13 protein-coding genes, 7 tRNA genes, 3 rRNA genes and 1 riboswitch are annotated in these 20,487 nt (G+C 38.7%); of the genes, 3 read left to right on the plus strand and 20 right to left on the minus strand.

What is annotated here, in order from left to right:
- Positions 1-75: 75 nt before the first annotated feature.
- Both LA20249_RS04675 and LA20249_RS04680 read right to left on the minus strand, forming a co-directional pair.
- A tRNA-Val gene (locus LA20249_RS04675) sits at positions 76-148 on the minus strand.
- A 4-nt stretch (positions 149-152) separates the two neighbouring features.
- A tRNA-Glu gene (locus LA20249_RS04680) sits at positions 153-224 on the minus strand.
- Between the two features lie 113 nt (positions 225-337).
- On the opposite strand from LA20249_RS04680, the gene LA20249_RS04685 reads away from it, so the two are divergent.
- On the plus strand, positions 338-961 hold the full coding sequence (locus LA20249_RS04685) for a DNA-3-methyladenine glycosylase (protein ID WP_057739911.1): 624 nt from the start codon (positions 338-340) through the stop codon (positions 959-961).
- Here the strand turns inward: LA20249_RS04685 and LA20249_RS04690 are convergent.
- The 9 genes from LA20249_RS04690 to lysA form a co-directional block, all read right to left on the minus strand.
- On the minus strand, positions 956-2,773 hold the full coding sequence (locus LA20249_RS04690) for a heavy metal translocating P-type ATPase (protein ID WP_371861838.1): 1,818 nt from the start codon (positions 2,771-2,773) through the stop codon (positions 956-958). The genes LA20249_RS04685 and LA20249_RS04690 overlap by 6 nt on opposite strands.
- A gap of 206 nt (positions 2,774-2,979) precedes the next feature.
- Entirely contained in the window at positions 2,980-4,290 is a 1,311-nt protein-coding gene (locus LA20249_RS04695; RefSeq protein WP_057739909.1) for a hypothetical protein, read from the minus strand.
- A 95-nt stretch (positions 4,291-4,385) separates the two neighbouring features.
- Positions 4,386-5,447 carry an aspartate-semialdehyde dehydrogenase gene (locus LA20249_RS04700; RefSeq protein ID WP_057739907.1) on the minus strand — a complete coding sequence of 354 codons (1,062 nt, stop codon included), beginning with the start codon at positions 5,445-5,447 and terminating at the stop codon, positions 4,386-4,388.
- Positions 5,448-5,465: 18 nt separating this feature from the next.
- Positions 5,466-6,656 (minus strand): aminotransferase class I/II-fold pyridoxal phosphate-dependent enzyme, encoded by a 1,191-nt coding sequence (locus LA20249_RS04705; protein ID WP_057739905.1) that lies wholly within the window; start codon positions 6,654-6,656, stop codon positions 5,466-5,468.
- Positions 6,657-6,735: 79 nt separating this feature from the next.
- The gene (gene dapB, locus LA20249_RS04710; RefSeq protein WP_057739903.1) at positions 6,736-7,509 is read right to left on the minus strand and encodes a 4-hydroxy-tetrahydrodipicolinate reductase; all 774 of its coding nucleotides are present in this window, start codon (positions 7,507-7,509) and stop codon (positions 6,736-6,738) included.
- A gap of 10 nt (positions 7,510-7,519) precedes the next feature.
- The gene (gene dapA, locus LA20249_RS04715) at positions 7,520-8,389 is read right to left on the minus strand and encodes a 4-hydroxy-tetrahydrodipicolinate synthase (RefSeq protein ID WP_057739901.1); all 870 of its coding nucleotides are present in this window, start codon (positions 8,387-8,389) and stop codon (positions 7,520-7,522) included.
- The gene (locus tag LA20249_RS04720) at positions 8,389-9,546 is read right to left on the minus strand and encodes an N-acetyldiaminopimelate deacetylase (RefSeq protein WP_057739900.1); all 1,158 of its coding nucleotides are present in this window, start codon (positions 9,544-9,546) and stop codon (positions 8,389-8,391) included. The genes dapA and LA20249_RS04720 overlap by 1 nt, the downstream gene beginning before the upstream one ends.
- Before the next feature lie 2 nt (positions 9,547-9,548).
- Positions 9,549-10,253, minus strand: a complete 705-nt coding sequence (gene dapD, locus LA20249_RS04725; RefSeq protein WP_057739898.1) for a 2,3,4,5-tetrahydropyridine-2,6-dicarboxylate N-acetyltransferase — start codon at positions 10,251-10,253, stop codon at positions 9,549-9,551.
- A 10-nt stretch (positions 10,254-10,263) separates the two neighbouring features.
- Positions 10,264-11,553, minus strand: a complete 1,290-nt coding sequence (gene lysA, locus LA20249_RS04730) for a diaminopimelate decarboxylase (protein ID WP_186809201.1) — start codon at positions 11,551-11,553, stop codon at positions 10,264-10,266.
- A 77-nt stretch (positions 11,554-11,630) separates the two neighbouring features.
- Positions 11,631-11,808, minus strand: a riboswitch (Lysine riboswitch).
- Positions 11,809-11,954: 146 nt separating this feature from the next.
- On the opposite strand from lysA, the gene LA20249_RS04740 reads away from it, so the two are divergent.
- On the plus strand, positions 11,955-13,313 hold the full coding sequence (locus LA20249_RS04740; RefSeq protein WP_057739894.1) for an aspartate kinase: 1,359 nt from the start codon (positions 11,955-11,957) through the stop codon (positions 13,311-13,313).
- Positions 13,314-13,328: 15 nt separating this feature from the next.
- A complete protein-coding gene (dapF, locus tag LA20249_RS04745) occupies positions 13,329-14,294 on the plus strand; it encodes a diaminopimelate epimerase (protein WP_057739891.1) in 966 nt (321 codons plus the stop codon).
- Positions 14,295-14,347: 53 nt separating this feature from the next.
- Here the strand turns inward: dapF and LA20249_RS04750 are convergent.
- From LA20249_RS04750 to LA20249_RS04790, 9 genes are all read right to left on the minus strand, one after another.
- Positions 14,348-14,421 (minus strand) — tRNA-Arg (locus LA20249_RS04750).
- A gap of 83 nt (positions 14,422-14,504) precedes the next feature.
- On the minus strand, positions 14,505-14,717 hold the full coding sequence (locus tag LA20249_RS04755) for a hypothetical protein (protein WP_057739889.1): 213 nt from the start codon (positions 14,715-14,717) through the stop codon (positions 14,505-14,507).
- Positions 14,718-14,967: 250 nt separating this feature from the next.
- A tRNA-Ser gene (locus tag LA20249_RS04760) sits at positions 14,968-15,058 on the minus strand.
- Positions 15,059-15,071: 13 nt separating this feature from the next.
- A tRNA-Asn gene (locus LA20249_RS04765) sits at positions 15,072-15,144 on the minus strand.
- Between the two features lie 9 nt (positions 15,145-15,153).
- Positions 15,154-15,270, minus strand: a 5S ribosomal RNA gene (rrf, locus tag LA20249_RS04770).
- Between the two features lie 79 nt (positions 15,271-15,349).
- Positions 15,350-18,266, minus strand: a 23S ribosomal RNA gene (locus LA20249_RS04775).
- A 148-nt stretch (positions 18,267-18,414) separates the two neighbouring features.
- A tRNA-Ala gene (locus LA20249_RS04780) sits at positions 18,415-18,487 on the minus strand.
- Positions 18,488-18,513: 26 nt separating this feature from the next.
- A tRNA-Ile gene (locus LA20249_RS04785) sits at positions 18,514-18,588 on the minus strand.
- 83 nt (positions 18,589-18,671) lie between these two features.
- Positions 18,672-20,238 (minus strand): 16S ribosomal RNA (locus tag LA20249_RS04790).
- The 16S, 23S and 5S rRNA genes sit together here with 4 tRNA genes alongside, the layout of an rRNA operon.
- Positions 20,239-20,487: the final 249 nt, after the last annotated feature.

Below are 20,487 nucleotides of genomic sequence, written 5' to 3' on the forward strand. Positions count from 1 at the left end.
GAAGAAAAAATTTCTTCAGGATTTTTTGATAAAAAAAACATCTAACTATAAGTTAGATGTTTAACGTTTTTGGAATGGAGGATACAGGGATCGAACCTGTGACCTCCTGCTTGTAAGGCAGATGCTCTCCCAGCTGAGCTAATCCTCCAAAATGACCCGTACGAGATTTGAACTCATGTTACCGCCGTGAAAGGGCGGTGTCTTAACCACTTGACCAACGGGTCATAAAATTTATTTATGTAATGCGCTCTTAAGCACAAGAAATATAATACAATAATAATAAGTGCGTAGCAAGCTTTTTTTGAACTTTTTTTAAATTTCAGGAGGATATTTAAATTTGAACATACAAAAATACTTCGAATCCGCAGAAACAATGGATTTAGCCCAAGACATGTTGGGACATACTTTTACTTATACATCTGACCAAGGATTATTTTCAGGACTAATTGTTGAAACCGAAGCCTACTTAGGACCAATCGACATGGCGGCCCACAGTTACAATGGCAGACACACTAAAGCTAACGATCCACTCTACCAAAGCGGCGGAACTATTTATATCTATTCTATTCACAGTTGGTTAGATATGGATATCAGCATTCAAAAAGCTGGAACTCCAAATGGAATCCTAATTCGAGGTCTACAGCCTTTAAAGGGAATCGACTTGATGGAAGATAATCGTAAGAAAACTGGCTTTGAGGTTTCCAATGGTCCCGCCAAATGGATGGCAGCCTTCGGTATCAAAAACAAGGATCTTTCCGGAACAAAATTAAATGACGGTAATTTTATTTTTTCCGAAAAAAAAGTCCAGACCCCTAAAGAAATTTCAGCAACGCCGCGAATCGGCGTGAAGAATAAGGAACCTTGGACTTCTAAGAATATGCGCTTTATTGTTAAGGGGAATCCCTATGTTTCTAAATTACCCAAGCGTGATATGGATCTTGATTCATACGGTTGGCTATAATTTGTCACTTCTGGCCCGAAGAGCATATAAGATGGCGACGGTATCTACCACCTCTTGTAACATTGCTCCAATAATTGTTGGAATTAAGCCAAATGCAGCAACAATCATCAAGGCTATACAGATGAAGATTCCAATTAAGACGGCTTCTTTTGCCACTTTCATCGTATCGTGAGCAATTTTTACGGCCGTTGAAACCTTACTTAGATCATCTTGTAAAATCACCGCATCGGCTGATTCACTAGCGGCATTGGCACCTTTGTAACCCATTGCAATACCGACATCTGCTAAGGCTAAAGCAGGTGCATCATTGACGCCATCCCCTACCATAACGGTTGGATGATACTTTTTATCTAATCCATTGATTATTTTCACTTTATCTTTTGGCAAACTGACTGGAAAATATTTCGTAATACCTACTTTGGAAGCAACCATTTCGGTTGCCTCTTTTTTATCCCCAGAGATCATCAAAATATTTTCAATACCAAAATTCTTCAATTCTTGAATCGTTGATTTAGCCTCAGGGCGAATTTGATCCAACAAACTATAGACACCAGCATACTTATCATCTATTGATACGTACACTCCTGAGCCCTTGACCTCATCAACAATCTCTGTCGTTACAAATTTGCCTTGACCAACTTTAACAACATGACCAGCAATTTCACCTTGAATACCCTCAGCCGTGACTTCCTTCAAATTCGAAGCATTAACAAAGCCTACTTCATTTTGCACAGCATAATCCACAATTGCCTTTGCCATCACATGGCTTGAATTTTGTTCCAAAGAAGCTGCATAACTAAGTACTTGTCGTTCACTAAAGCCATTTTTCACTTGAAAATCATCAACTACCAATTTTCCCATAGTTATAGTTCCCGTTTTATCAAAAGCAACCGTCCTAGCAGCATTGAGTTTCTCTAAAGCTGTTCCAGATTTAACAATAATTCCATTACGGCTAGTCCGACTCATTCCTGACACAAAAGCAATCGGAGCAGCGAGAATTAAAGGACACGGCGAGGCAACCACTAACACTTGGGCAATCCGTATTGGGTCTTTTGAAACATACCAGGCAATCCCTGCAATTAAATAGGCAATCAAAGTGAAGGGTACAGCATAACGATCAGCCAAACGGACAAAATGTGCCGGATGTGTCTCTGATTCTTTAACCAATTTCACAATTGCTTGATACTCTGAATCAGCTGCAATCTTTTCAGCTTTAATTTTAAAAGGATTGTCGCCATTGATTGATCCTGACATAACGTAAGTTCCCTTTTGAACCGTTACAGGTGCCGATTCACCAGTTAATGACGACTCGTCAATTTCTGAAGTGCCTTCAAAAACAATCCCATCGACAGGAACTTGTTCTTTAGGACGAATCAATAAGGAATCTCCCACTCTTATTTCATCAATATCTCTATCTTCAATCCCTTTAGCAGTAATCAAATGAGCCTTAGATGGCGTGTTATCCAAAAGCGACTTCAATTCACTTTTAGCTTTATTAGCCGCAAACTCCTCTAGAGTATCTCCTCCTGTGAGCATAAGTAAGACAATCCAGCCTGCCCAATATTGACCTAAAACAATCGTAGCAACTATCGCTGTAATAGCCAAAAGATCGATACCGAAGTTCCCCGATTTCAAAACTTTGATCATGTCGACAAACATAATCAAAGCTAACAACAATCCTAAAACACTAATAAGTAGTTGAGCATAGTTTGGCAAACGGAATAGAAATTCTAAGACAGCCGCAATAAATCCTATCGCCAAAGTTCCATATAATTTGATCTTGTCAGAATTCAAGAAATCACGTCCTTCCACAGAATATCCTCTATTTATTAAAAATTATACATTGTTCCAGTGAATAATAGAAGCGCTTTCAGACACAATATAGAATCATTCTCATTTAATTATCAATTCATTTTTTGACTTATCATTTGATAAACAAATCACATCATCGTTATATTAATGTAACAAAAAAGCCCATCAAAGTTGATGGACCACAAATTTAATTCATAACGATACAGTTATTCTTTTTCCCGTGCAAAGTAAAACGTAACAGCTGCATAAATAAAAACAATTATTGTGATAAATATATGGACACTATAGAGAACTGTATTAGTTGGTCCCCCAGTTGCTTGGCTATTAAAAAAGCCCAAAGCATTTATTTTAGTAAAGAAACTTATAAAGTAAATCGTTGTCATATATACTAATTGCTGTGAAACATTTCCGATACAAGACAATTGATACTTTATTAAAAAAGCCCTCTCTGAATCTAAATTAGTATTGTTATACAAAGCATCATTTAAAATACGATTATCTGTACCCACAAATATAGCGCAGAGAAATAGTCCTATAAAGTATGTGAAGTTCACCAAGGTCAAAATTAATCCTAACAGTAGTAACGGATACCTTAACGCTTGATGCTTCTTTAAAATCATTGGTCCTAATTCAAAACCTATCAGATAAATTGCATAAATCAACATCAAAGAATTAAATCCAAAACGAACTGTACTATCAAAAACTGCGTAGAGCATCACAAAATTCATTACAACTCCACGATTAATCGCTACCAAGCTAACTGGAAAAATCTTCTTATGAATATCAATTTGATAATAAGCCAAGAACAGAAATAATATTATCGCTATGATACTAATTAGTAAATCAAAAGAGTGTGATACTTCTTTTAATCTAGAGTAGCGAATAATAAAGATCAACATCACTAAACTGGCTAAAACAATCAAACTGAATAAAGAGTTGACCCGAAATTTTTGCTTAGTTTCGATTCCTTGATAGAAAGTCAAACGGTGTGTAATATTCATCCCACCGACCATACTTGCAAAAAACAGAAAAGCTAAAAAGATAAAGGATATACTTGTCATCTGCGTCTTAGTAGCAATTAATTGAACAATTATTAAAATAATCAAAGTTAAGGCAACTGACAAAGTATGCATTTGATTGAATTTAAACTCTTTATCCATTTTTCCACGAGATCTAACCGTTAAATAATACGGCCAAATCCAACTCGAAGCCAGTCCCAAAAGAATACCACCTATTATTCCTAAAATTGGATTACTTGCTCCTAATATGCATAACGACCCTATAACGCCAAATAGACTGGACATTGCCAACATTGTCGAAGCCGGCAATGTTATAAACGTTGTTAAAAGCATTCCTAAAGCTCTAAATGTATAAAGCATTAAAAAGGGCAACGCATAAACAAAAACATTTTTATTTTGGTTATACAAAGTCAAACAAAAAAAATACGGTATTGCAACTCCGGCATTAGCCAGAAGATCCAAAACACCTTCATTAAAGATATTCGTTATTCGCTTCATTTTTTTCTCACCCTGAAATTAATTGTCTTTGAATATTTTAACAGAAATCTTCAAAAAAAAATGGAACGCAGATTAAAATCTACATTCCAATTCAATTATTTCACATGAACTAGGTCATCAGCGACTAATCTTTCAGCAATCTGAACAGTATTCCAAGCTGCACCTTTGAGTAAGTTATCAGATACAACCCACATATTAAAAGCTCCTTTATTTTCCAAATCAGGACGAATTCTTCCTACAAAAGTATCACGCTTCCCAACAGCATTGATTGGTTGGGGATATACTTGATGCTTAGGATCATCTTGCAAAACAGCGCCTGGAGCTTGTCTGATCAATTCTTGAATTTGCTCAACAGTGGCTGATTGATCTTCAACCTCGATATAGATTGATTCGCCATGACTGATTGGCACTGGAACTCTGACACAAGTGGCAGTAACTTTGATTTCAGAAGAATTCATATCTCCAAGCATTATTTTCTTAGTCTCATGAATCATTTTCCACTCTTCATGAGAGTACAAATTATCTTCCAAAACATCAATCTGTGGCAAAAGATTGAAGGCTAATGGATAATGTTCTTTATCACCCTTGGTAGGGAAAATATTGGCTTTCATATCTTTGCCATCGAGATACTCCTGTGCTTGAGTATACAATTCATCTAAAGCACTTTGACCAGCACCACTTGCGGCTTGATAAGTTGAAACAATGATCTGCTTCAAGCCAAAAGTCTTTCTAATTGGCTCTAAAGCGACCATCATTTGAATGGTTGAACAATTAGGATTGGCAATTATACCATGATGATTATAAAGTGCTTTTTCGTTTACTTCAGGAACTACCAACGGAACGTTCTCTTCCATTCTAAAGGCACTTGTATTGTCAACACAAACTGCCCCACGCTTAACTGCTTCGGGTAATAATTTCTTAGAAACTGCCCCTCCTGCAGAAGCCAACACAATATCAACGCCTGTAAATGAGTCTGGCTTAGCTTCTTCAACGGTTATATCTTGTCCCTTAAACTGTAACTTCTTACCAGCTGAACGAACTGATGCTAACAATTTCACCTTACTTACTGGAATAGTTGACTGCTCTAATTGTTGAATCAAACGTGTACCTACGGCACCTGTGGCACCTAAAATTGCTACTGTATATCCATCACTCATAAATCTTCATCCCTTAAATCAATTTTTTAAATTCTCTGTAAAAATCCGTAACCGTTTCATAGCTTCTTTAATATCATCCATTGACGAAGCATAAGACATTCTAAAATGTCCTTCGCCACCTTCACCGAAAGCAACTCCAGGAGTGACACCAACTTTTCCTTCTTCTGCTAATTTATTGGCAAACTCAATTGCCGTTAAATTAAATTCTGCTGGAATTTCTGAGAAAGTATAAAAAGCTCCCTCTGGCAAAAGCGTTGGATAGCCAATGTCATTTAGTTGGTCAACAATATAATCACGTCGTTCTTGATAAATTTTACGCATTGCAATTGGATCATCTATTCCATTCGTCAAGGCTTCTTTAGCTGCATATTGGGCTGGATTGGAAGGTGCCGTAACGACAAAAGCATGCATCTTAGCAGCATTAGTTACGAAATCTTTTGGAGCGGCAATATAACCAATTCGATAGCCTGTCATTGCATGTGACTTAGATAAACCATTGATTAGAATTGTTTTACCAGGCAAAAGCTTTGCTAGAGAAATATGTTTTCTACCATATGTCAATTCAGCATAGATCTCATCAGAAACGACAAACATATTTTTGTCTTTTACTACGTCAACAATCTCTTGCAATTGGTTCTTTGAGTAAACGAAACCAGTTGGATTACCGGGAAAGTTAAGCATTAATGCTTTAACTTTATCTGCCCCTTCTTTTTCAATCACTTGAGCTAGCTTTTTACCAGTCAATTGAAAACCGTCTTCAGTCGTATTGATCTGAACTGGAATACCACCAAGTATTTTTACAATTGGAATATAAAGCGCAAAAGTAGGCGTTGGTATCAAAACCTTATCTCCAGGGTTAATAATAGCTGCCAATGAATCATAGATAGCTTCAGTCGCACCGATTGTCACAACTATTTCAGTTTCGGGATCATACTGAATCTCAAATTGTTTATTTAAATAATTTGAGATGGCTTCTCTTAAACCAAGTATTCCTTTTTGAGCAGAATAATGAGAATCATTTTCCTTAATGCTTTCAATTGCTGCCATTTTGACATGCTCAGGAACATTGAAATCGGGTTCGCCAAGCGTTAATTTAATTAATCCGGAAATCTTAGCAAATTTTTCAGCAAATACTCTAATTTGAGAAATTCCCATGGGATCAATCGTTTTATTTACAACATTTTTTACGGTTGAATCTAATTCTGGCATTTTGTGACACTCCTTAAATTATAATAATCTAATTTTATAACAAATTAGGCTTATTTAATTAATTTAAATATAATTATTTCTAAATAATTTGTTCTAATCCAATCACTAAGTGATCAATTGACATAATTTCATGAATTGCCAATTTAACTCCTGTCATAAACGACTCCCGATCAGTTGTACTTTGCGATATGGTCAAAGTTTCTCCAACACCACCAAAAATAACCTCTTCATCAGCTACGAATCCAGGTAATCGTAACGCGTGAATCTTAATTCCATGATAGTCGCCGCCACGAGTATGCATTGGATCATTATTGCTATGTGGAATTTGTTCATGTCCACGTGCTTGATAGATCAATCTTGCCGTGTTCAAGGCCGTCCCAGAAGGAGCATCAATTTTATCTTCGTGATGCTTTTCGACTATCTCTGATTCGTCAAAATATTTTGCTGCTACTTGGGCAAATTTCATCATCAAAACAGCTGAAAGGCCAAAGTTTGAAGCAATAATTCCACCCAATCCCTTCGCATCAGCCATTTTTTTCAATTCAGCTGTTTGATCTTCGGACATCCCGCTAGTTCCGATTACCGGTCTGATTCCCTTTCCAATCGCAAATTTAGTATTGTCGAAGACAGCACTTGGAATAGAAAAATCGATCCAAACATCGGCTTTTGTATCAATCTTAGATACTTGATTAAAAATCTTTACATTCTTATTCAGACCATAATTCTCCGGATTCAAATCCTTAACCACTGGATTAAATCCAGCAACCAATTGCATATCGGTGCTTTCATTGACCATCTTGACAGCTTTTTGACCCATTGAGCCATTAAAACCAGAAACTATAACATTTATCATTTAAAAACTCCTATAAATCTAGTTTTTTAAAAAGAACCTTTTTCTCATCATTATTCAACGTAGCAATCGGTAAACGACAGCCACCTACTTGATAACCCAATTTATTCAAAGCAGCTTTGGTTGGGGAAGGTGATGGATACATGAATAAGGCATTCATCTTTGGTGTTAATTGACGTTGAATTTTTCCTGCCAATTGATAATTTCCACTATCCAAAGATTGGTACATCCTCGTCAATTCCGTTCCATAAATGTGTGAAGCCACTGAAACGACACCATTAGCACCAATAATCTTTGCAAATAAAGCTTGTGCATCTTCGCCACTATATACATTGAAATCATCATCCGTGTGTTCAACGATATATTCCAAATCTTCCATCGTATTGCACTGTTTAATGCCTTGAATATTTTTATTCTGAGCTAATTTAACAACAGTCTCTTTAGCCATTAAGACACCTGTCCGACCAGGAATATTGTAAATCATAATTGGCAAAGGTGAATTTTTTGCAACTGCCTCAAAGTGATTTATCATCCCTCGTTGATTGGGCTTGTTATAGTAAGGTACAACCACTAAAGCCATATCAATTCCATTGATCTGTGACAGTTTATTAATAAAATCAATTGTTTGCTGAGTATTATTGCTGCCGGCACCAGCAATTATAGGAACACGCCCTGCAACGATTTCAACAAATTTACGATATAGAGTCAATTTCTCATCTTCCGTTAACGTCGGAGTTTCACCAGTCGTTCCGCCGATAACAAATCCCTTTGAACCAGTCTCTAAAAGATGTTCTGTTAATTTTTTCAAAGCTTTAAAATCAATTTCTTGATTCTCATCAAATGGCGTTATTATTGCCGTCATTAAATCAACATTTTTAAGCATTAGTTTCCCTCCAAATTCATCCGATAATTTAAAAAACCAACCATAGCGTTAATGCCCTTTTGAATAGCCCCTTCATTCGGTAAAAAATCTGCTGAATGCAAAGCTCCAGGACTTTCGACACCTAACCAAAACATTGTTCCCGGAATTTTATTAAGTAAATACCCAAAATCCTCTCCTGTCATTTTGGGAGTTGTTTCTTGAAAATCTACCTGAGAATTATTTTTCATGTAATCAATAAAATTCTTAGTTAATTTAGGATTATTTTCAACTGGGAAGTAGCCGCCTTGGTTATACTCCACTTCGATTCGACAGCCAAAAGATTTCTCTAAGCCATCAGCAATCTCTAGAACTCTCTGTCGAATAAATTCAATCATTGTTTGTGTGAGACCTCGAATCGTCCCTTCCAATCGAGCCTGACCAGCTATAACGTTACGAATGACGCCCGCCTCAAACTTACCGAAGGTAATTACTCCACATTTAGTTGGATCAATGCTACGAGAGACCACTGTTTGGACCTGATTAACAAAATTAGCTGCAATTACTATTGCATCATTTGCCAAGTGTGGATAAGCTGCATGTCCACTCTTACCTTTAACAGTGACATTAACCTCCGTAGTCCCAGCAAACAAAGTACCGTTACGACATCCTATAACGCCTGCTTTTAATTGTGAGTTATCATGGAGTCCATAAAATTCATCGACTTTAAACTTTCCCTGAAAGGCATTCGAATCATAAGCAATCTTTCCACCGCTTTGACTTTCTTCTGCTGGTTGAAAGAAAAAAACTAAATTGTCTTTTGGTTGATTGACACTGAAATAATTAAGAATACCCAAAGCAACTGTCATATGGATATCGTGACCACAAGCATGCATAACATGAGGATTTTTAGATGCATAACTTAAATGATTGACCTCATCTACTGGCAAAGCATCCATATCACAACGATAACCGATATTTCTTGAAGGTTCTTTCCCTTTAACCAACACCAACAGAGCAGTTGGTAATTCTGGTAGCTCTTTAATTTCCAAATTGGTTTGGGGAAACCTATTAATCACTTGCTTCAAATAAGCTTGAGTTTGATATTCATTCAAAGCTAATTCGGGAATCGTATGTAAGTGACGTCGAATTTTAATTAATTCATTATTAGTTAGTGTCATCCCTATAGCTTCCTTAAATTACTTTCGATTTGGGTTTTATCAGTCGTCTTTTGATCCTTGATTTTCAAAACTTTGGCGGGTACCCCAGCTACGACACTATTTTCAGCCACATCTTTAGTTACGACAGCACCAGCGCCAATGACGGCGCCATTACCGACCTGAATGCCTTCTAAGACAACCGCATTAGCACCTACAATTACGTTATCGCCAATTCTTACTGGTTGAGCAGATGCAGGTTCAATCACTCCAGCTAAAACTGCTCCAGCACCAATATGAGAATTCTTTCCGACAATAGCACGACCGCCTAAAACAGCGCCCATATCGATCATTGATTTATCGCCAATTTCAGCTCCGATATTGATAATAGCGCCCATCATTATAACGGCGTTATTGCCAATTTCGACTTGATCACGAATAATAGCACCCGGTTCAATTCGAGCATTGATGTGGTTGATATCCAACATAGGAACAGCTGAGTTTTGAGCTTGTGTCTCTACATAATAATTGGTTAAGTTATTAGCTTGCAAAATTGGTTGGATAACTTGATAATCACCAATAATAATTGCTAATTCATCACTTTTAAAAACATTTACTTCCTTAGGAAAATCAACTTTTTGAATATCTGCTTGTAAATAAACTTTAACCGGAGTTGTTTTCTTAGAGTTTCCTATATAATTAATAATTTCTTCTGCATTCATCTTCGACATAATTTTCTCCTTAATAATCCAGATCTAAACTAATTAAATCCTCATATGTTTCACGTTTAACTACTAATTTATCTTGACCATTCTCCACAAATACTACTGCTGGTCTGGGATTACGATTATAGTTCATAGCCATCGAATAACCATAAGCACCAGTATCAAGTACTGCCAAAATATCTCCTGGACTAGTCTTTGGAATAGCCTGGGAGTCAATCAAAATATCTCCTGACTCACAATACTTACCAGCAATATGAACCGTTTCAACATTTTCTTGATTCATTTTATTAGCAACAACCGCTTCATATTTGGCTTGATACAAGGCAGGTCTGATATTGTCTCCCATACCGCCATCGACTGAAACATAAGATTTCAAATTGGGAATATCTTTTCTTGAACCAATCTTATAAAGTGTATATCCTGCTGGACCAACAATTGAACGCCCTGGTTCAATCCAAATTTCAGGAATACTTCGATCCTGACAAGCTTTTTTTAATTCTGCGGCAATTTCAGAAATAAAAGTTTTAGCTGCAATCGGATCATCATTATCGTTATAACTAATTCCAAATCCACCACCTAGGTTAATAACCTTAGGCCAATAATTGAAATCAGCTTGAAACTGTTTAGAAATATCCACCATTTTTTTAGCTAATAATTTAAAGCCCTGTGTACCAAAAATCTGTGAACCAATATGAGCATGAATCCCTAATAATTCCATATGCGGATCGCTAAGTACCAATTGCATTGCCTGTTTGGCCTGATCTGAATTTACATCAAATCCAAATTTACTATCAGTTTGCCCTGTTTGATCATATTTATGTGTATGTGCTGAAATACCAGGGGTCAATCGCAACATTACTTTTATATTCTGATCAGTATCTTTTAAAATCTGAGATAGTAATGCAATTTCGTGAAAGTTATCGAGAATAATCAACCCTACTTGATTTTTCACGGCCATTAATAATTCTGCTCGCGATTTGTTATTGCCGTGAAAGCTAATTTTTTCACTGGGAAAACCAGCTTGCAGTGCTGTATATAATTCTCCACCTGAAACAACATCTACGTGAACATCTTCTTGTTTCATAACTTGATAAATAGCCTTGATTGCAAAAGCTTTGCTAGCATAACTAATTTGATAATTTAAGTTTTCTTTTTGAAAGGCTGATTTGAATTTTTTTATTTGATTTCGAATCATCGCTACATCAAATACATATAGTGGAGTGCCATACTTCTCAACCAAATCAACGCTATCTACGCCACCAATCATCAAATGGTTGTCTTTACTAGTTAAATCATTAATAATCATTTTCAAAACTCCTTTATCAAATAAAAAAAGATCTCTTTGCTTAACAACAAAGAGATCTCAGAATTGATCCACAGAAATTTGTCATAAGCGCAACGTGGTTATTTACCACGACAGTTCGTATCATCTTATTAATACGCCCCAGTTCATTAGACACTGCAACATCCAACACTTCGGCAATTTTCCCTTTCAATAAGTTCAAAGCTCTTACAGAAGCTCCCTCATTTACTAATGTCAATTGCGACCTCTTTTATTGATATTAAGATTATAACAACACTCATTATTCGTCAAGTAATATTAGAAATATTTCATTTTTTCTAACTTTATTCACTTTTTTCTTGTCATAACAAACAAAAATGATACACTCATCATTAAAAACTATTTAATTTTTAGGGGTGTATTTTATGAAAGTCATCAAATTTGGTGGTAGTTCCCTTGCCACTGGCGAACAATTTGAAAAAGTTATTAAAATTATTAATGACGATTTAGAAAGGAAAGTCATCGTTACCTCAGCTCCTGGTAAAAGATTTCCAAATGATACTAAAGTAACTGATTTACTGATTCAATATGCACAAATAGTTATGAATCAAAGCGATACTCAGGAAATAATTCAAAGAATTACTGACAGATACCAAGAAATCGTTGATTATTTTAAACTTACCGATTCAACTTTGAAACTTATCAAAGATAAATTAATCAAATTATCTCATGATAGGTTTTCAGATAATGATCATCTTCTAGCAGCTTTCAAAGCTCATGGTGAATATTTGAATGCCATTTTATTAAACAATGTTTTAAATGCTCAAGGTATTAAATCGGTTTTCATCGATCCTAAAATTGCTGGAATAGTTGTTCATGGACAGCCAAATGATGCTGACATTTCACCTGAAACTTATTTTAATTTAAGCAAATTATCATTGCCAAAGGACTCTCGTGTAGTTTTTCCTGGGTTCTTCGGTTATAGCAAGAACGGTTCAATCTATACTTTTTCTCGTGGCGGTTCCGACATTACCGGCGCTATTCTCAGTCGTGGACTTAATGCTGATTTATATGAAAATTTCACAGACGTAGATGCCATTTATGTCGCTAATAACAAGATTGTCAAACATCCTCAAGCCATAAAAAAAATGTCCTACCGAGAAATGAGAGAACTGTCGTATGCTGGATTCTCTGTTTTCCAAGATGAAGCCATTATTCCAGCCGTTAAAGGACAAGTTCCCGTTAACGTTAAGAATACCAATAACCCCGAAGCAGCGGGTACAATGATAGTTCCAGAGCAATTTATCTTTGATCCAGCTAATCAAATTACCGGTATTGCATGTTCCAAAAGATTTTCAGCACTTTATCTACACAGATATTTGCTAAATAAAGAAGTTGGTTTCACTTTAAAACTTTTGAAAATCTTTTATAAATACAATATTTCTTATGAACATATGCCCTCAGGAATTGATGATCTTACTGTTATTTTTGACCGTAGTAAATTAGATAAAGATATTATTCAAAAACTCTGTCGCGATGTTAAAGAAACCCTTCAGCCAGATTACTTAGAATGGATCAATGATTATGCGATTATTATGGTTGTCGGCGAAGGAATTGCTCACAATATTAATACCATTGGTAAAGTCATTGATTCCTTAACACAGAACAATATTGCAATTCATATGATCAACCAAGGCGCTTCAAGAATTTCTATTATGATTGGAACTCAAGTTGCAGACGCTGATAACGCCGTTCGGCAAATTTATAAAACATTTTTTGAATAAGTGAGGTAACAATAAATGGTTAAAATATTAAAAGTTCATGGTTCAGAAAACAAATTTTTCATTCTTGACCAAACAATCTTAGAACAGCCGCTAAATGATACTGAATTAAAAAATTTAGCTGTTAATTTATGTCAAAATATTCTAAATGGTGCCGATGGTCTATTAGTCGTTGAAACTAGCGAAAATTGTTTGGGTAAAATGCGTGTAATAAACGCTGATGGAAGTGAAGCCAAAATGTGTGGGAATGGCTTGCGGACAGTCAGTCGTTACTTATCTGAAAAATATCAGTTAAATGAATTTCAAGTTGAGACAGAAGAATCAAATTTACATGTTAAACGGGCTTCAGATTTTTACGAAAACGTACCTGCATTTAGTGTTGAGATCTCACCAATTTCTTTTAATAAAAATGATCTTTCTTTCTCTTATCATGGATTAGACGAAATGATTGATGAACCCGTTGATGAATTTATTTCTAACACAAAATTTTCGGCTGTAGCAGTGCCTAATCCACACTTGATCAGTTTTGTACCAGAGATTAATCAAGAAGATTTAAAAGCCTTAGGAAGCAAATTAAACGCTTCTAATGACTACTTCCCTGAAGGAGTTAATGTTAGCTTTTGTAAAATCCTTGATACTAATAAATTGTTCGTTCAGACATTTGAACGTGGTGTCGGTTTTACCAATGCCTGTGGTACAGGAATGTCTGCCACTAGCCTTTTATTCGCCATGTTACACTCTGACAAATTTGATCCTACTAAAAATATTTCCGTTTACAACCCTGGCGGAATGGTCATGACACAAATCAATTTGAATTCGACAAAGGAATTAAGCCAAATAAGGTTAATTGGTAATGCTACCTTTACACATGAAATTGAATTGGCAGAAAGCGATTTGCACCAAAACAAATTGGATAATTTAAAAGTTAATTCAACTGGCGAAGAATTAGCTTATCAAGAATTTGTGAAGAGTATAAATAATTAGATAAAAAAATAGACCCATGATAGGAAACCATCATAAGTCTATTTTTTCCTTGATGCGCCCAGTAGGAGTCGAACCTACAACCTTCTGATTCGTAGTCAGACACTCTATCCAATTGCGCTATGGGCGCATATCAATAACTCAACAAAAACAATTATAGCATACACATTATTACCTTGTATATAAATTTTATGTAAATAAATAATAAAACCTCTATTTTCGATTTAAATATCTTGGTAATTTATAGTCAACAATATCTTTTGGATCTACAAAAAAAGACTCATCATCATCTTCAGATACTTGAGAAAGAGGATAGTATTCTACCAAATATGCTGGTTTTTTTCCTGCAAAAACTTCAAGAATTGTTCCAGTAATTCCCTTGTTTGTTTTTACCCACGTGTATTCTGGGAGTAATTTAATATTCATAGTAAGAATTTTCCTTTCTTTTTATAATTTATAAAAAATGACGTTAATCCTAGCTGCTCTTAAATTGTTTTTTCTCACTAGATCTTATTATAAATAATTTATCCTGAATAATAATTTGAATCTTGTAGCACCATTGTATATCTTATTTTTACAAATAAAAGATTAAAAAACAAAAAGACTACCATATAATTAATATGATAGTCTCTTTACACTGTATTATACAGCTATTTAAGTTGGTACAAATAACCTACGGAGAGTAAGGGATTTGAACCCTTGATACAGGTCAATACCCGTATACATGATTTCCAATCATGCTCCTTCAGCCACTCGGACAACTCTCCAAGTAAAAAAAAACTCCGGATGTCAGACTCGAACTGACGACACCCTGATTAACAGTCAGATGCTCTACCAACTGAGCTAATCCGGAATAATTACAGCGTGGCAGCTACCTATCCTCGCGGGTAGTTTCCCACCAACTACTTTCGGCGTGGAGAAGCTTAACTTCTGTGTTCGGCATGGGAACAGGTGTATCCTTCTCGCTATCGCCACCACACTATATTCGCTCGTACCTTCAAAACTAGATATTAAGATTATGAATTAATTAATGAAACACTTCAAACTGTGAACTCTTCTCGGTTAAGTCCTCGATCTATTAGTACTGCTCAGCTCCATGTATCGCTACACTTCCACCCGCAGCCTATCTACGTCATATTCTTTAACGGATCTTACTTCCTTAACGGAATGGGAAATCTCATCTCGAGGGGGGCTTCACACTTAGATGCTTTCAGCGTTTATCCCGTCCATACGTAGCTACCCAGCGATGCGCCTGGCGGCACAACTGGTACACCAGAGGTATGTCCATCCCGGTCCTCTCGTACTAAGGACAGCTCCTCTCAAATTTCCTACGCCCGCGACGGATAGGGACCGAACTGTCTCACGACGTTCTGAACCCAGCTCGCGTACCGCTTTAATGGGCGAACAGCCCAACCCTTGGGACCGACTACAGCCCCAGGATGCGATGAGCCGACATCGAGGTGCCAAACCTCCCCGTCGATGTGAACTCTTGGGGGAGATAAGCCTGTTATCCCCAGGGTAGCTTTTATCCGTTGAGCGATGGCCCTTCCATATGGTACCACCGGATCACTAAGTCCGACTTTCGTCCCTGCTCGACTTGTCAGTCTCGCAGTCAAGCTCGCTTATGCCTTTACATTCTACGAATGATTTCCAACCATTCTGAGCGAACCTTTGAGCGCCTCCGTTACATTTTAGGAGGCGACCGCCCCAGTCAAACTGCCCACCAGACACTGTCCCTCGTCGCGATAAACGACGTAGGTTAGAGTTTTCATATAACAAGGGTAGTATCCCACCAATGCCTCCATCGAAACTAGCGTTCCGATATCAACGGCTCCTACCTATCCTGTACATGTCACACAAAAACTCAATATCAAGCTACAGTAAAGCTCCATGGGGTCTTTCCGTCCTGTCGCGGGTAACCCGCATCTTCACGGGTATTATAATTTCACCGAGTCTCTCGTTGAGACAGTGCCCAAATCATTACGCCTTTCGTGCGGGTCGGAACTTACCCGACAAGGAATTTCGCTACCTTAGGACCGTTATAGTTACGGCCGCCGTTTACTGGGGCTTCAATTCTCAGCTTCGCAAAAGCTAACTGATCCTCTTAACCTTCCAGCACCGGGCAGGCGTCAGCCCATATACGTCATCTTACGATTTAGCATAGACCTGTGTTTTTGATAAACAGTTGTTTGGGCCTATTCACTGCGGCTGGCTGTTACACCAGCACCCCTTCTCCCGAAGTTACGGGGTCATTTTGCCGAGTTCCTTAACGAGAGTTCACTCGCTGACCTTAGGATACTCTCCTCGACTACCTGTGTCGGTTTGCGGTACGGGTAGTTTATTTCTAACTAGGAACTTTTCTCGGCAGTGTGAGTTACTGTGCTTCGCTACTAAAATTTCACTCCCCATCACAGCTTGTCCTTAAAGAGTTAAGCATTTGACTCAACTCAAGACTCACTGCTTGGACACGCATATCCATCAGCGTGCACACATCATCCTCCTGCGTCCTTCCATCGTTCAAACAAAATAAACTAGTACAGGAATATCAACCTGTTATCCATCGATTACACCTTTCGGTCTCATCTTAGGCCCCGACTAACCCTGGGAGGACGAGCCTTCCCCAGGAAACCTTAGTCTTTCGGCCGACCAGATTCTCACTGGTCTTTCGTTACTCATACCGGCATTCTCACTTCTAAGAACTCCACTACTCCTCACGGTATAGCTTCAATGCTCTTACAACGCTCTCCTACCACGTATCTTACGATACATCCACAGTTTCGGTATCATGCTTAGCCCCGGTACATTTTCGGCGCAGAATCACTCGACTAGTGAGCTATTACGCACTCTTTGAATGAATGGCTGCTTCTAAGCCAACATCCTAGTTGTCTATGCGTTTCCACATCCTTTTCCACTTAGCATGAATTTTGGGACCTTAACTGGTGATCTGGGCTGTTTCCCTTTCGACGGTGGATCTTATCACTCATCGTCTGACTCCCGGGTAAAGATCAATGGCATTCGGAGTTTATCTGAATTCAGTAACCCAAGACGGGCCCCTAGTCCAAACAGTGCTCTACCTCCACGATCCTAATCCCCGAGGCTAACCCTAAAGCTATTTCGGAGAGAACCAGCTATCTCCAAGTTCGTTTGGAATTTCACCGCTATCCACATCTCATCCCAGCATTTTTCAACATACACGGGTTCGGTCCTCCAATGCGTTTTACCGCATCTTCAACCTGGACATGGATAGGTCACTTGGTTTCGGGTCTACATCAACATACTAGATCGCCCTATTCAGACTCGCTTTCGCTCCGGCTCCGACTTTTCATCTTAACCTTGCATGTTAACGTAACTCGCCGGTTCATTCTACAAAAGGCACGCCATCATCCATAAACGGACTCTGACTACTTGTAGGCACACGGTTTCAGGATCTATTTCACTCCCCTTCCGGGGTTCTTTTCACCTTTCCCTCACGGTACTGGTTCACTATCGGTCACTAGGGAGTATTTAGCCTTGGGAGATGGTCCTCCCGGATTCCGACGGAGTTTCTCGTGTTCCGCCGTACTCAGGATACTGAATGGAGAAGTATTGATTTCACTTACGAGGCTTTCACTCTCTTTGGCCAGCTTTTCCAAGCTGTTCAGCTATCTCAACTATTTGTACTCACAACATCAGTCCTACAACCCTAAAGAGCAAGCTCTTTAGTTTGGGCTATTCCCGTTTCGCTCGCCGCTACTCAGGGAATCGAATTTCTTTCTATTCCTGCAACTACTTAGATGTTTCAGTTCATTGCGTATTCCTCTTGACTGCTATGTATTCACAGACAAGTAAATATCCATTACGATATTTGGGTTCCCCCATTCGGAAATCCCCGGATCAAAGCTTACTTACAGCTCCCCGAGGCGTATCGTCGTTAGTTACGTCCTTCATCGGCTCCTAGTGCCTAGGCATCCACCGTGCGCCCTTTATAACTTAACCTAATAAATTACAAAAGCAATTTAAATCATTTGCCATAACATAAGTTACAGCTGGCAACTAAAAAGTTGCCGCGCAGTTTTCGGTGTTTCTTTAATTCATTAATTCTTAATATCCAGTTTTCAAGGTACGAGTATGACATCTCTGTCAATGGAGGTTAACGGGATCGAACCGATGACCTCCTGCTTGCAAAGCAGGTGCTCTCCCAGCTGAGCTAAACCCCCATGTTACTATTAAGCTTTGCAGAGAATGGGCCTAAATGGACTTGAACCATCGACCTCACGCTTATCAGGCGTGCGCTCTAAACCAGCTGAGCTATAGGCCCGAAAGCGCCAGGTAGACCTCTCAAAACTAAACAAAGTTTTAACGATTGTGTATTCCGTTGGTACCAAAGTACCATATCCTTAGAAAGGAGGTGATCCAGCCGCAGGTTCTCCTACGGCTACCTTGTTACGACTTCACCCTAATCATTTGTCCCACCTTAGGCGGCTAGTTCCCCGAAGGGTTACCCCACCGACTTTGGGTGTTACAAACTCTCATGGTGTGACGGGCGGTGTGTACAAGGCCCGGGAACGTATTCACCGCGGCATGCTGATCCGCGATTACTAGCGATTCCAGCTTCATGCAGGCGAGTTGCAGCCTGCAATCCGAACTGAGATCGGTTTTAAGTGATTTGCTTGCCCTCGCGAGTTCGCAACACGTTGTACCGACCATTGTAGCACGTGTGTAGCCCAGGTCATAAGGGGCATGATGATTTGACGTCGTCCCCACCTTCCTCCGGTTTATCACCGGCAGTCTCACCAGAGTGCCCAACTGAATGCTGGCAACTGATAATAAGGGTTGCGCTCGTTGCGGGACTTAACCCAACATCTCACGACACGAGCTGACGACAACCATGCACCACCTGTATCCATGTCCCCGAAGGGAAAGACTAATCTCTTAGCTTTTCATGGTATGTCAAGACCTGGTAAGGTTCTTCGCGTTGCTTCGAATTAAACCACATGCTCCACCGCTTGTGCGGGCCCCCGTCAATTCCTTTGAGTTTCAATCTTGCGATCGTACTCCCCAGGCGGAGTGCTTAATGCGTTAGCTGCAGCACTGAAGGGCGGAAACCCTCCAACACTTAGCACTCATCGTTTACGGCATGGACTACCAGGGTATCTAATCCTGTTTGCTACCCATGCTTTCGAATCTCAGCGTCAGTTACAGACCAGAAAGCCGCCTTCGCCACTGGTGTTCTTCCATATATCTACGCATTCCACCGCTACACATGGAGTTCCACTTTCCTCTTCTGCACTCAAGTTCACCAGTTTTCGAAGCACTTCCTCGGTTGAGCCGAGGGCTTTCACTTCAAACTTAATGAACCGCCTACATTCTCTTTACGCCCAATAAATCCGGACAACGCTTGCCACCTACGTATTACCGCGGCTGCTGGCACGTAGTTAGCCGTGGCTTTCTGGTTGAATACCGTCAGTACGTGAACAGTTACTCTCACATATGTTCTTCTTCAACAACAGAGTTTTACGATCCGAAAACCTTCTTCACTCACGCGGCATTGCTCCATCAGACTTTCGTCCATTGTGGAAGATTCCCTACTGCTGCCTCCCGTAGGAGTTTGGGCCGTGTCTCAGTCCCAATGTGGCCGATTACCCTCTCAGGTCGGCTACGTATCATCGCCTTGGTGAGCTATTACCTCACCAACTAGCTAATACGCCGCGGGTCCATCCAGAAGAGATAGCAAAACCATCTTTTAAACAAAAAACATGTGTTTAATGTTGTTATGCGGTATTAGCACTTGTTTCCAAATGTTATCCCCCACTTCTGGGCAGGTTACCCACGTGTTACTCACCCGTCCGCCACTCACTTAGATCTAAATCATGATGCAAGCATCAATCAATAGGAAAGTTCGTTCGACTTGCATGTATTAGGCATGCCGCCAGCGTTCGTCCTGAGCCAGGATCAAACTCTCATATTAAAAGTTTGTGACTCATAAAAAATATTACTAGCGAATTGACTTCGTTGTATATCAACAAAAATGTTGACCTACACAATTTTAGTGTTAAAACTTTGTTCAGTTTTCAAAGGTCTACCAGCTGATTAAGCGCTTACGCTCATCAGCGACTTAATTATTTTATCAAGCCGACAAGTTGATGTCAAGGACTTTTTTAAAATAATTTTACTAACAATTCAATGAAATGAATCAGAGAATTGTTAGGTGTTATCT

The organism is Companilactobacillus alimentarius DSM 20249 (genome assembly GCF_002849895.1).
GTDB lineage: Bacteria > Bacillota > Bacilli > Lactobacillales > Lactobacillaceae > Companilactobacillus > Companilactobacillus alimentarius.

What these genes read in the sequence shown, in the direction of transcription:
- LA20249_RS04755 (WP_057739889.1), bottom strand. Translation starts at nt 14,717, where the DNA reads ATGAATATTAAATTACTCCCAGAATACACGTGGGTAAAAACAAACAAG.
- LA20249_RS04695 (WP_057739909.1), bottom strand. Translation starts at nt 4,290, where the DNA reads ATGAAGCGAATAACGAATATCTTTAATGAAGGTGTTTTGGATCTTCTG.
- LA20249_RS04740 (WP_057739894.1), top strand. Translation starts at nt 11,955, where the DNA reads ATGAAAGTCATCAAATTTGGTGGTAGTTCCCTTGCCACTGGCGAACAA.
- LA20249_RS04700 (WP_057739907.1), bottom strand. Translation starts at nt 5,447, where the DNA reads ATGAGTGATGGATATACAGTAGCAATTTTAGGTGCCACAGGTGCCGTA.
- dapF (WP_057739891.1), top strand. Translation starts at nt 13,329, where the DNA reads ATGGTTAAAATATTAAAAGTTCATGGTTCAGAAAACAAATTTTTCATT.
- lysA (WP_186809201.1), bottom strand. Translation starts at nt 11,553, where the DNA reads ATGATTATTAATGATTTAACTAGTAAAGACAACCATTTGATGATTGGT.
- dapB (WP_057739903.1), bottom strand. Translation starts at nt 7,509, where the DNA reads ATGATAAATGTTATAGTTTCTGGTTTTAATGGCTCAATGGGTCAAAAA.
- LA20249_RS04720 (WP_057739900.1), bottom strand. Translation starts at nt 9,546, where the DNA reads ATGACACTAACTAATAATGAATTAATTAAAATTCGACGTCACTTACAT.
- dapA (WP_057739901.1), bottom strand. Translation starts at nt 8,389, where the DNA reads ATGCTTAAAAATGTTGATTTAATGACGGCAATAATAACGCCATTTGAT.
- LA20249_RS04705 (WP_057739905.1), bottom strand. Translation starts at nt 6,656, where the DNA reads ATGCCAGAATTAGATTCAACCGTAAAAAATGTTGTAAATAAAACGATT.
- dapD (WP_057739898.1), bottom strand. Translation starts at nt 10,253, where the DNA reads ATGTCGAAGATGAATGCAGAAGAAATTATTAATTATATAGGAAACTCT.